Origin of the sequence: Pseudomonas hamedanensis (genome assembly GCF_014268595.2) — a bacterium.
GTDB lineage: Bacteria > Pseudomonadota > Gammaproteobacteria > Pseudomonadales > Pseudomonadaceae > Aquipseudomonas > Aquipseudomonas hamedanensis.
This window is the reverse complement of the sequence record NZ_CP077091.1, coordinates 3,088,535-3,100,059: the sequence shown is the minus strand read 5'-3', so window position 1 is coordinate 3,100,059 and position 11,525 is coordinate 3,088,535. Positions and strand designations below refer to the sequence as shown.

The 11,525-nt window shown below is 57.6% G+C and carries 10 protein-coding genes; 3 read left to right on the top strand and 7 right to left on the bottom strand.

The features are described from left to right. Positions 1-132: 132 nt before the first annotated feature. Positions 133-813, top strand: coding sequence for a Fe2+-dependent dioxygenase (locus HU739_RS13495; protein WP_186547308.1), 681 nt, complete (start codon positions 133-135; stop codon positions 811-813). Next, positions 810-1,586 carry a tetratricopeptide repeat protein gene (locus HU739_RS13490; RefSeq protein ID WP_186547307.1) on the top strand — a complete coding sequence of 259 codons (777 nt, stop codon included), beginning with the start codon at positions 810-812 and terminating at the stop codon, positions 1,584-1,586. The genes HU739_RS13495 and HU739_RS13490 overlap by 4 nt, the downstream gene beginning before the upstream one ends. 17 nt (positions 1,587-1,603) lie before the next feature. Here the strand turns inward: HU739_RS13490 and HU739_RS13485 are convergent, their stop codons facing one another. From HU739_RS13485 to HU739_RS13455, 7 genes are all read right to left on the bottom strand, one after another. Next, positions 1,604-2,605 (bottom strand): alpha-xenorhabdolysin family binary toxin subunit B, encoded by a 1,002-nt coding sequence (locus HU739_RS13485; RefSeq protein WP_217844288.1) that lies wholly within the window; start codon positions 2,603-2,605, stop codon positions 1,604-1,606. Between the two features lie 29 nt (positions 2,606-2,634). Beyond that, entirely contained in the window at positions 2,635-3,690 is a 1,056-nt protein-coding gene (locus tag HU739_RS13480) for an alpha-xenorhabdolysin family binary toxin subunit A (RefSeq protein ID WP_186547305.1), read from the bottom strand. Between the two features lie 161 nt (positions 3,691-3,851). Beyond that, positions 3,852-5,015: a type III PLP-dependent enzyme gene (locus HU739_RS13475; protein ID WP_186547304.1), complete on the bottom strand. Its 1,164-nt coding sequence runs from the start codon at positions 5,013-5,015 to the stop codon at positions 3,852-3,854. Positions 5,016-5,671: 656 nt separating this feature from the next. Further along, positions 5,672-6,829 carry an osmoprotectant ABC transporter ATP-binding protein OsmV gene (locus HU739_RS13470; RefSeq protein ID WP_186547303.1) on the bottom strand — a complete coding sequence of 386 codons (1,158 nt, stop codon included), beginning with the start codon at positions 6,827-6,829 and terminating at the stop codon, positions 5,672-5,674. After that, positions 6,826-7,479: an ABC transporter permease gene (locus HU739_RS13465; protein ID WP_186533644.1), complete on the bottom strand. Its 654-nt coding sequence runs from the start codon at positions 7,477-7,479 to the stop codon at positions 6,826-6,828. Before HU739_RS13465 ends, HU739_RS13470 begins: the two co-directional genes overlap by 4 nt. Positions 7,480-7,492: 13 nt before the next feature. After that, the gene (locus HU739_RS13460) at positions 7,493-8,386 is read right to left on the bottom strand and encodes a glycine betaine ABC transporter substrate-binding protein (RefSeq protein ID WP_186547302.1); all 894 of its coding nucleotides are present in this window, start codon (positions 8,384-8,386) and stop codon (positions 7,493-7,495) included. 20 nt (positions 8,387-8,406) lie between these two features. After that, positions 8,407-9,096: an ABC transporter permease gene (locus HU739_RS13455; protein WP_186547380.1), complete on the bottom strand. Its 690-nt coding sequence runs from the start codon at positions 9,094-9,096 to the stop codon at positions 8,407-8,409. A 357-nt stretch (positions 9,097-9,453) separates the two neighbouring features. On the opposite strand from HU739_RS13455, the gene HU739_RS13450 reads away from it, so the two are divergent. Continuing rightward, positions 9,454-11,037 (top strand): peptide chain release factor 3, encoded by a 1,584-nt coding sequence (locus HU739_RS13450; protein WP_186547301.1) that lies wholly within the window; start codon positions 9,454-9,456, stop codon positions 11,035-11,037. Positions 11,038-11,525 lie beyond the last annotated feature (488 nt).

The following is an 11,525-nucleotide window of genomic DNA, read 5'->3' as shown; positions in this document are numbered from 1 at the left end:
GCTAACTGCACTGAATTTACATTCTTTACAATTTCACCTTATGGTTTTTGACGTTTCGTTCGTCTCCCGGGTTTTACACGGCCAATAAGAATCAATACCATTGGCGATTCTTTGCCATCAGGTGACATTGCCATGCTGCTGCACATCCCCGGACTGTTCGCAAAAGAAGAGGTGCAGCGCATTCGCCAGGCTCTGGAGCAGGCGGATTGGGCCGATGGCAAAATCACTGCGGGCTTTCAATCGGCCAAGGCCAAGCACAACCTGCAACTGCCTGAAGGCCACCCACTGGCCAAGGAAATCGGCGCGGCGATGCTCGAACGGCTGTGGAAAAATCCACTGTTCATGTCTGCCGCACTGCCGCACAAGGTGTTCCCACCGTTAGTCAACTGTTACACCGCGGGCGGCAGTTTCGATTTCCATATCGACAACGCCGTGCGCCAGCCCAAGGGCAGCATCGAGCGGGTGCGCACTGATCTGTCGGCGACACTGTTTTTCAGCGAGCCGGAGGATTACGACGGCGGTGAGCTGGAAATTCAGGACACCTACGGTACGCAACGGGTGAAGCTGCCGGCCGGCGACTTGGTGTTGTACCCGGGCACCAGCTTGCATAAAGTCAATGCGGTCACCCGTGGCGCGCGTTATGCGTCGTTTTTCTGGACGCAAAGTCTGGTGCGCGAAGACAGCCAGCGCGCGTTGCTGTTCGAGATGGACGGTGCGATTCAGCAGCTGACGCATGACGTTCCCGATCACCCTTCGCTGATCCGCCTCACTGGCACCTATCACAACCTGTTGCGACGCTGGGTCGAGGTATGAGCTTCCACCTGCGCCGCGAGGAAGTGCTCGACGTTGCTGATCTGCCAGCGATGCTCGAAGAAAGCCCGGGCCGTGCTGCACAGGCGATTCTGCTGGCGGCAGGTGAAGGCGAAGTCGAAGCGCAGGCGTTGCTCGGGCAGATTTTGCTCGACGGCCGAGGCATCGCCCAGGATCAACCGCTGGCGTTGCGCTGGTTCGGCATCGCTGCCGGGCGTGGGCATCTGATGGCGCGCAACATGCTCGGGCGGTGTCATGAGCATGGTTGGGGGTGTATGGCGGATGCGTCGGTGGCGGCGCAGCATTATCGGATCGCCGCCGAGGCCGGGCTGGATTGGGCGATGTACAACCTTGCCAATCTGCTGGCCACCGGGCGCGGTGTCGCAGTTGATCATCTGCAGGCGTTGGTGCTGTATCGACGCGCGGCTGAACTGGGCCATGCGAAATCGATGAATCTGCTGGGGCGCTATCTGGAGGAAGGGCAGGTGTGCCCGGCGGATCCGCTAGCCGCCCGCGACTGGTATCGGCATTCGGCCGAGGCGGGAGATTTTCGTGGCCAGTTCAGCTATGCGGCGGTGTTGGCGGATGCGGGGAGGATTGAAGAGGCCATCAGTTGGCTCAATGCAGCGTTGAACAAAGGTAACCTGTCTTTTCTTCGTGTCAGCAGTGAGTCGCTGCTGGCTTCCCCCGATCCAGCCATCCGCAGCATGGCTCAGGCGTATCGTGAGCGAATGACATTACTGAGAGCCCGCACTGTTGCCTCTCATCTGCAATGAGGGGCAACAGTTAGCGGTCAGCCGCGTAACCAGCGTCCCTGAAGCTTGTTCATGTAGCTGCGCAGTGTCTGGCTGTTTTTGAGCATGAGCTCGCCGCGGGCCTCAACGTCATGGCGGGGCGCATACATAACCGTATCGAGAAAGCCATACAGCGCGTCGATCAGTTTGTTGGTTTCACCGATATAGGCCTGTCGGTGGGGAATGACTTTTTGCGTGTCGTTCAGTTGCAGTGTTCTGCTGTCGTTCTCACGTAGCTGGCTGGTCAAAGCCGATAAGCGTTCTTCGCGCTGCGCGATGCGGGTTTGAACGATGTTCCGGGCCTCGGTCAGGCTCTGGTATTTGATCAGCTCATTGGCCTCGTCCAGAAACTTGCTGGCAACAATAATACCCGCCTCCATTGCGGCGCTTTGAGGCGTTGCCGGTTTGTTGCCAGCCAACGTTTTCAGTTGATCCAGCAGTGGTTTGAGGCGGTCGATGATTGTCAGCTTCTCGAATTCAGCGATCGCGTTGTTCAGCACGGTCAAACCGGCGTTCATTTCGACGAGGGGCTTCTGCTCGGCAATGAGTTGTTGTTCCAGGCCGACTCTGGCATCGGCAAGCTCAGCCAGCCTGAAGCGATTGTTACTGATGGTTGCGCTCTGGACGTTGTAGACGCCGTCTTCAAGTTTTTCGTGCAATTGCGAAACCTGGTCAGTGCACAGGTCCATCAGTTGACTGGAGATTGTCGAGTAAACCTTTATGGCATTCAGGGTCTGGGTGTCTGTTTGACGCGCCTTCAACGCTGTCAGCGCTTGCAGGTTCTCGCGCAACTCGCCGGTTTCCAGTGCAATGATGGCGCTGCTAATGGCATTGGCGGCCAGTTGGTCTGCGTGGCCAATCGCTGCATTGAGTCCGACCAGTTCGTTGCCCAAAGCTCTGATGTACAGATTGGCGGAGCCAACAATTGCCTGATATCGGATGGCTTCACGGCTGTTGTGAACAATGGCTAGATCGGGGAGCAGATAACTTGCAAGTTCCATAGGAATATCCTTTTATTGTTTTGTATGAGTCAGTCGAACGCAGCGATCAAAGCATTCGAATGGGTCTGGATGGTCTTCCAGTTTTTCAAGACAACACGCAAGCTTGAAACGAAGCTTCTCAGCGTGAGGAAGTCATGCATCCCCATTACTTTGTTTTTTGAAGCGTTGATATATTCGGAGATTGATGCCCAGACTGTTTCAAGTTGCGAAGCGCTCTGGACAGCGCCGTCGACATAGATTAAGAGACTGTCAAGGTCGGTGTGCAACTGCAGAAGAGTACCGGCGAGAATGTCTTTTTGTTTAACCTGTTCTATCAGTTGGTCCCGTTGCTCGCGCAATGGAGCAATATTCTTGATCTCGAATATTTCAAAGGCCAGATAAGCACCCTTCGGGTAGGGGCTCATAAAAGCCAGGAAGTGCTGGAAGAAATTTGGTTCGGCCTCTCGAATCTTCTCATCGAGGCGCGCTTGAGCGTTATCAATGGCCAGGTTCAAATCGGTGATCTGTCGATTGATCTCGTTATTGTTAGCCAGTTTCATCTTGCTGCCGATGCCTGGAGCGACGGTATTGTTGAGTTCGGCCTTGAAGTACTGCAGGCGCGTTATCACGTCCTGACTGTTCAGCTTCTTCTCATCAATAGAATCGGCGATAAACACCAGCGACTCCTGGATGGAGCCAAATCTGTTTTTCTCTGCCTTGCCTATTTCCAGTGGCGGCAGACTGTTTATTTCATCCTCGGTGAGCGTGTTGATGGTACCGAGGTAATTCAGGTAACCGGGCATGGTCGAGATGGCGTCGATGATTTCCTGTCCAAAGTTTTCCAAGTCCTCCGAGAATGTTGCGAGGCTGCCACCGACGCGCTTCATGGAGTATTCGATATCATTCCACGAGCTCGCGTTGTTGATGATCTTATGGTTCAGTTCGACAATATCAAATGGCTCAAGCCCGACAATGCCGGTATTTTTTGCCTTTAACTGCGTTTCTACATCCGCGATCGTGCGGGGTAGGGAATGCGCGGTCGAAATGTAGTCCTTGATTTTTTTAATATCATTTTTTGTTACTAACTTGCTTGAGCTCGTTTGCACGTTAAACTCCTTTTTAAGTGTGCTTGAGTTTGCAGGTTAGAGCTGTTTTATGGGGTGGGTATAGTTTTTCTGTGTAACGGGCTGTTGGTGGGGGGGCGGGATTCCAGTCTCTAAATAAAAAAACCCGTGCCTGGGCACGGGTTCTCCGTTTTTAACCACTATTATACGTAATATGATTTCAACGGCGGAAACCCATTGAACTCAACAGCGCTGTAACTGGTGGTATACGCACCGGTCGACAACCAGTACAGACGATCACCGATCGCCAGGTTCAGCGGCAAGCCGTACTTGTAGTTCTCGTACATGATGTCGGCGCTGTCGCAGGTCGGGCCGGCGATCACGACTTCTTCCATCTCGCCTTTCTTTTCGGTCCAGATCGGAAACTTGATCGCTTCGTCCATGGTTTCGATCAGGCCGGAGAACTTGCCCACATCGGTATAAACCCAGCGCTCGACGGCGGTACGCGATTTGCGCGCAACCAGCACCACTTCGCTGACCAGAATACCGGCGTTGGCGATCAGCGAACGGCCCGGCTCCAGAATGATCTCCGGCAGGTCATCTCCGAAGTCTTCTTTGAGGAAACGGATGATTTCTTCGGCATAGGTTTCCAGGCTGTTGGTGCGGGTGATGTAGTTGGCCGGGAAGCCACCGCCCATGTTGATCAGCTTCAGGTGGATGCCGTCTTCTTCTTTCAAGCGCTCGAAGATCACTTTGACCTTGGCGATCGCCGCGTCCCAGACGCTGATGTCGCGCTGTTGCGAGCCGACGTGGAACGAGATGCCGTACGGCACCAGGCCCAGGTCGCGGGCGAGGATCAGCAGGTCCATGGCCATGTCGGTCTGGCAGCCGAACTTGCGCGACAGCGGCCAGTCAGCGGTGGTCGAGCCTTCGGTAAGGATGCGCACGTAAACTTTCGAACCCGGTGCCGCCTTGGCGATGTTACGCAGGTCGGCTTCGGAGTCGGTGGAGAACAGACGCACGCCCTTCTCGTAGAAGTAGCGGATGTCCTTGGATTTCTTGATGGTGTTGCCGTAGCTGATACGGTCAGCGCTGACGCCGCGATCCATCACTTTGTCCAGCTCGTAGATCGAGGCGATGTCGAAGCTCGAACCTTTGTCTTTGAGCAGGTCGATGATCTCGACGGCCGGGTTGGCCTTCACCGCGTAGTAGACCTTGGCGAATTCGAAACCGGCGCGCAGGTCATCGTAGGCCTGGGCGATCATCGCGGTGTCGATCACCACGAACGGGGTTTCCTGTTTGTCGGCGAACGCCTTCATTTTGTCAAAAGTGGCGCGCGCGAAATAATCTTCGACGTTGATCGACATGCTGGGAGCTCCTATGGGCAAACTCTAAAAAACAATGGGTGCAAATGAACGCCCTCCGTATCCCCACTTTGGTTCGCCTACTTCCCAAGGCATGTCGCCGAAAGCAAAAAGGCCACGGGAATGAAGCTTCCCTTGGCCTTGCTGTCTCGTCGTCAGTACTTGAGCCGGATGGATCGTTTCCAGCATGGACGTTCGGCGCGAACTTTAGGGCGTGAGGGGCCTGAGATCAACTAAAAATGTCGCGTTTCTGCACGCTTCTGACGTGCGTCGCGGATATCACTCTTTGTAGCCGACCGAGATGACGGACAGATGTTCCCGGGGAATTTGCCGGTGTTAAATATGCCTGCACGTTCAGGGCTTTTGTCAGCCAAGTTGCTGGTAAGTGTGATAACTACAACATCGGCGACGTTGGCAGCGAGAGAGGGTGGCGCAGGGGATTTTGGAAGGATCAAGGCGTGAATCTTTACGGCTTTTACGGGTTTGATTGTTGAGATTCTTTGCCACCTTGTGAATATCAAAATTTCGCACCGATCCTTGTAGGAGTGAGCCTGCTCGCGATAGCTTTTTCCCAGCCAACATATCCGTCGGCCGGGATTACGCCATCGCGAGCAGGCTCACTCCTACAGGGGATTGCATTTCAATCCGGCAATAATGGGTTACGCGACCACAGTCTCAGCCGGCGAGACGATATTGGTTTTCATCCCCCGCGAACGCCCCGAGCTCAGGTAAGCCGCAATCGACTCCTGCGTCACCTCGCCAAGGAACACCCGCTCGGCATCCATCACCGGCAGCCAGGAACGGTTGAACTCATACATGCGCGACAACAGGATGCGCAGGTGCTCGTCGTACGCCGCCGTAGCGTTGAACTCGCGCAGGAATTGCGCGCAGGTGCCGGTCTGGCGGTGCAGGTCGCGACGGCGCACGTAACCCAGCGCCTTGTTCTCGGCGCAAGTGACGACGACATAGCGGCGGTCGTGCTCGTCCATCAACTCCAGCGCATCGGCAACCGGCGTTTCCGGGCTGACCGACGGCGCGTTGTCCGCCGCGTCTTCTGCCTTCACCAGCAGAAGGCGCTTGAGCGTGCTGTCCTGACCGACGAAGTTGCTGACGAAGTCGTCTGCCGGATGCGCGAGCAGGGTGTCGGGATGATCAATCTGCAGCAGTTTGCCGGCGCGGAAAATCGCGATCTTGTCGCCCAGTTTGATGGCCTCGTCGATGTCGTGGCTGACCATGATCACCGTCTTGTTCAGCGCCCGCTGCATCTCGAAAAACTCGTTCTGGATCATCTCGCGGTTGATCGGGTCGACGGCGCCGAACGGCTCGTCCATCAGCAGCAGCGGGGCGTCGGCCGCCAGGGCGCGGATCACTCCGATACGCTGTTGCTGACCACCGGACAGTTCACGCGGGTAGCGATGCAGATACTGCTTGGGTTCCAGCTTGATCATGCTCATCAGCTCGCGGGCGCGGTCGTGGCATTTCTGTTTGTCCCAGCCGAGCAGTTTCGGCACGACGACGATGTTCTCTTCGATCGTCATGTTCGGGAACAGACCAATTTGCTGGATCACGTAGCCAATGTTGCGGCGCAGGGTCACTTCGTCGAGATCGGTGGTGTCTTCGCCGTTGATCAGGATCTTGCCCGAGGTCGGTTTGATCAGGCGGTTGATCATTTTCAGCGTGGTGCTTTTGCCGCAACCTGATGGCCCGAGGAACACGCAGATCTCGCCTTCATTGACGGTCAGGCTTACCGAGTCCACGGCTTTGACATCTTTGCCGTTGCTTTGGAAAGTTTTGCTGAGGTTTTGAAGTTCGATCATTTAAGGAGTCCTTTTGGAGTCAACGAGCGTTGCAGCCATTGGAGAAACAGGTCGGCGAAGATCGCCAGAAGACTGACCAGCAGCGCGCCGACGATGAGCATCGACATGTCACTGCGGCTGATGGAGGCGAGGATCAACACACCGAGGCCGCCGGCACCGATGGTGGCGGCAATGGTCATCACGCCGATGTTCATCACCACGGCGGTGCGCACGCCGGCGAGGATCACCGGCACGGCAATCGGCAGTTCGACCATGCGCAAGCGCTGGCCGAAGGTCATGCCGATGCCGCGTGCGGCTTCACGGATGCCCGGCTCGACGCCGGTCAGGGCGAGGTAGGTGTTGCGCATGATTGGCAGCAGCGAATAAAGGAACACCGCCGTGATCGCCGGCATCGGGCCCAGGCCCTGGCCGAATTTCGAATAGAACGGCAGCAGCAGGCCGAACAACGCAATCGACGGTACGGTCAGCAGCACCGTGGCGCTCGCTTGCAGCGGCCCGGCAAGCGTCGGGAACCGCGTCATCAAAATACCCAGTGGCACGCCGACAAGAATTGCCAGGGTCACGGCGATGCCGACTAGCGTGATGTGCTGCCAGGTCAGGTGCATCACCTGCTGCCAGTCGAGATGGGAAAAGGCGTTCAGGAATTCCATGACTTCTCCTCTCTTAATTCAGTGGGTGCTGGCGCAGGAAATCGGCGGCAACGGACGATGGGCTTTCATGATCGACATCGACCCGCGCGTTGAGCTGGCGCATGGTTTCGTCGTCGAACAGTTCGGCCAGCGGCTTCAGTTGTTCGGCCAGTTTCGGGTTGGCGTCCAGCGTGGCCTGACGCACCACGGGAGCTGCGGTGTAGTCGGGGAAGTAGTGCTTGTCGTCTTCCAGCAACTTCAGACCGAAGGCATTGAGACGACCGTCGGTGGTGTAGACCAGGCCGGCAAACACCTGGCCGTTACGCAGCGCGGTGTAGACCAGGCCGGCGTCCATCTGGCGGATGTTCTTGCGGGTCAGGTTCATGTCGTAGAGATCAACCATGCCGATCAGACCGTCGGAGCGGTTGGCGAACTCGGTGTCCAGCGCCACCAGGTGATTGGTCTTGGCCTCGGCGCGCAGCACTTGGTTGAGCTGGCTGATGTTGCCGATCTGCGGATATTGCTCAGCGACTTTTTTCGGCAGGGCGAGGGCGTAGGTGTTGCTGAACTTCGACGGGGTCAGCCAGATCAGGCCTTTTTTCGCGTCGAGTTCTTTGACCCGGGCGTAGGACTGCGCGCTGTCGAGTTTCTCGGTGACATGGTTATAGGCCACCAGCGACACGCCGGTGTATTCCCAGAGCAGGTCCAGTTGCCCGCTTTCGTGGGCGCTGCGGGCGAGGTTACTGCCCAGACCGCCTGTGATCTGCGCGTCGTAGCCTTTGCTGCGCAGGTACTGCGCGGTGATTTCGGCGAGCAGGGTCTGTTCGGTGAACACCCGGGCGCCGAGGCGAATGAGCGGTTTTTCAGCGGCTTGCGCGATTCCTGCGAACAGCAAGACGCAGCCTAAGATCAAGCTAAGTCGTTTCATAAATATTCCTTCGCAAAGCCTTAAGACGGGCGCAAACCGCGTTCCAGCCAGAGACGGCTGGCGAGGGTGACCACGCCATCGAGCAGCAGGGCCAGCAGCGCGGTGCACGCGGCGCCGAGCAGCAGTTGCGGCTGATTGTTCAGGGCGATGCCGGGGAAGATCAGGCTGCCAAGGCTGTTGGCGCCAATCAGGAACGCCAGCGGTGCGGTGCCGACGTTGATTGCCAGGGCCACGCGCACGCCGCCGACGATGATCGGCACGGCGTTGGGCAATTCGACTTTCCACAGCACCTGACGCGGGGTCATGCCGATGCCGACGGCCGCTTCTTTCAGCGATCCCTGGACATTTTTCAGCCCTTCGTAGGTGTTGCGCACAATCGGCAGCAGGGAGGCGAGGAACAGGGCGAAAATCGCCGGACCACTGCCGATGCCGAGAATGCCCAGCGCGATCGCGAGCACGGCCAGCGGTGGCACGGTGTTGCCGATATTGAAGATCTGCATGAAGCGTTCGGCGCGGCCGACCATGGTCGGGCGGCTGAGGAAGATGCCGGCGGGGAGGCCCACGACAAGGGCGGCCAGCATGGAAGCGAGGACGAGAATCAGATGAGCTTGCAGGTAAAACAACAAATCGTCGCGGTAGTGTTCGATCGTGTTGACGCCGATCCAGTGGACCAGCAGGGCCAGGAGCGCGATCACCACCGCACCTCCCATCAGCCCTTTGCCATAGCGGATAGCCACAGGCGGACTCCTTTTTTGTAGTCGGCGAGCGCAGTCCCGAGTGGCAAGCCAAGCCTTGGCTGCCGGGAAAGTCATTCGCGAAAAGTAGCCGTTTTTCAGCACCGGCCAAGCGGCGTGAAAGCGAGCCATGAGCGCAGCCTCGTCAGGCTAACTTGCTGATTTTTCAGCCCCTGACGAAAGTTCGTAACAGGGGATGGACGTCTCCGTGCTTTAAAAGGTTCCCATCTGCGGCAGCATTTGGCCACCCTTAATGTGCTCAACGGTTCGGTTATTGCAGCGAGTTGGGCTATAATCGCGGCCCTTTTTTGAATCACCGCCAGGCGATTTCCCATGACCCAACAGGCCGCCGAAGTCGCGAAACGCCGCACTTTCGCCATTATTTCCCACCCCGATGCCGGTAAAACCACGATCACCGAAAAGCTCCTGTTGATGGGCAAGGCGATTGCAGTGGCCGGTACGGTGAAATCCCGTAAATCCGATCGCCACGCGACCTCCGACTGGATGGAGATGGAGAAGCAGCGGGGTATTTCCATTACCACGTCGGTCATGCAGTTCCCCTACCGCGAACACATGATCAACCTGCTCGACACCCCGGGCCACGAAGACTTCTCCGAAGACACCTACCGCACCCTGACGGCGGTGGACTCGGCCTTGATGGTGCTCGACGGCGGTAAAGGTGTAGAGCCACGGACCATTGCGCTGATGGACGTCTGCCGACTGCGCGACACGCCGATCGTCAGTTTCATCAACAAGCTCGACCGTGACATCCGCGACCCGATCGAACTGCTCGACGAAATCGAAGCCGTCCTGAAGATCAAGGCCGCGCCGATCACCTGGCCGATTGGTTGCTACCGTGACTTCAAGGGTGTGTACCACCTGGCCGATGACTACATCATCGTCTACACCGCCGGTCACGGTCACGAACGCACCGAAACCAAGATCATCGAGAAGCTCGACTCCGACGAGGCGCGTGCGCACCTGGGCGACGAGTACGATCGCTTTATCGAACAGCTGGAACTGGTGCAAGGCGCCTGCCACGAGTTCAACCAACAGGAATTCCTCGACGGTCAACTGACCCCGGTGTTCTTCGGTACCGCACTGGGCAACTTCGGTGTCGACCATGTGCTCGACGCCGTGGTGGATTGGGCTCCGCGCCCATTGGCCCGGGTCGCCAACGAGCGCACCGTCGAGCCGGTGGAAGAGAAGTTCTCGGGCTTCATCTTCAAGATCCAGGCGAACATGGACCCGAAACACCGCGACCGCATCGCCTTCATGCGTATCTGCTCCGGCAAGTACGAGAAAGGCATGAAGATGCGCCACGTGCGCACCGGCAAGGACGTGCGCATCGGCGATGCCCTGACGTTCTTCTCGTCCGAACGTGAACAGCTGGAAGAAGCCTTTGCCGGCGACATTATCGGCTTGCACAACCACGGCACCATTCAGATCGGTGACACCTTCAGCGAAGGCGAAGCGCTGAGTTTCACCGGCATCCCGCACTTCGCCCCGGAACTGTTCCGTCGCGTGCGTTTGCGTGATCCGCTGAAGTCCAAGCAACTGCGTCAGGGTCTGCAGCAGTTGGCCGAAGAGGGCGCGACGCAGGTGTTCTTCCCGGAGCGCAGCAACGACATCATTCTCGGCGCCGTCGGTGTGCTGCAGTTCGATGTGGTCGCCAGTCGTTTGAAAGAGGAATACAAGGTTGAGTGCTCGTATGAGCCAATCACTGTGTATTCCGCGCGTTGGATCGAGTGCAGCGACAAGAAGAAGCTTGAGGAGTTTTCCAACAAGGCGGTGGAGAACCTGGCGCTGGATGGCGGGGGGCATTTGACCTATCTGGCGCCGACGCGGGTGAATCTGGCGTTGATGGAAGAGCGCTGGCCGGATGTGAAATTCCGTGCGACGCGGGAGCATCATTAAGGTTTGAGTTGTTTTTCTGAGAGCCCCTGAGGTGTAGGCCTTGGGGGCTTTTTTTATGGGCCGCTGTTTTTGGTCTTGGCGGCCTCTGGGCCGACCAGGCTTTGGGTTGATTGGGGGGGATATCCGTTGCTGCGGGTGCTGCCGCTGGCGGTTTCGCTCTTACAGCGAGTCCCTTTTTCAAACGCCAAAAAGGAACCAAAAGGCTTTGCTCCTGCGTTCGGCCCTCGCAGGCTCGGGTTCCTTCGCTGCGGGATCGATCCGGGCGCAGCGTCTCCGGTTTGCTTCGCTGCACCTCCTTTCGCTGTGTCTGGCTGCGCCAGACGGTCGCTGCGCTCCCACGCCCGGATCAATCCCTCCGCTCAGCCTTCCGAAGTCGCCCGTGGATCAAGATCAAGAGCGGTACTCGAGCTAACGCTCATTGTTGAGTGGGGCGGCTTCGCCGCGGGCAGCTGGGCTGCTTTGCTTTTCTGTGGGAGTGAGCCTGCTCG

Coding starts and splice junctions, on each gene's coding strand:
- HU739_RS13465 (WP_186533644.1), bottom strand. CDS start 7,479: ATGGAATTCCTGAACGCCTTTTCCCATCTCGACTGGCAGCAGGTGATG.
- HU739_RS13460 (WP_186547302.1), bottom strand. CDS start 8,386: ATGAAACGACTTAGCTTGATCTTAGGCTGCGTCTTGCTGTTCGCAGGA.
- HU739_RS13470 (WP_186547303.1), bottom strand. CDS start 6,829: ATGATCGAACTTCAAAACCTCAGCAAAACTTTCCAAAGCAACGGCAAA.
- HU739_RS13495 (WP_186547308.1), top strand. CDS start 133: ATGCTGCTGCACATCCCCGGACTGTTCGCAAAAGAAGAGGTGCAGCGC.
- HU739_RS13455 (WP_186547380.1), bottom strand. CDS start 9,096: ATGGGAGGTGCGGTGGTGATCGCGCTCCTGGCCCTGCTGGTCCACTGG.
- HU739_RS13490 (WP_186547307.1), top strand. CDS start 810: ATGAGCTTCCACCTGCGCCGCGAGGAAGTGCTCGACGTTGCTGATCTG.
- HU739_RS13475 (WP_186547304.1), bottom strand. CDS start 5,015: ATGTCGATCAACGTCGAAGATTATTTCGCGCGCGCCACTTTTGACAAA.
- HU739_RS13485 (WP_217844288.1), bottom strand. CDS start 2,605: ATGGAACTTGCAAGTTATCTGCTCCCCGATCTAGCCATTGTTCACAAC.
- HU739_RS13450 (WP_186547301.1), top strand. CDS start 9,454: ATGACCCAACAGGCCGCCGAAGTCGCGAAACGCCGCACTTTCGCCATT.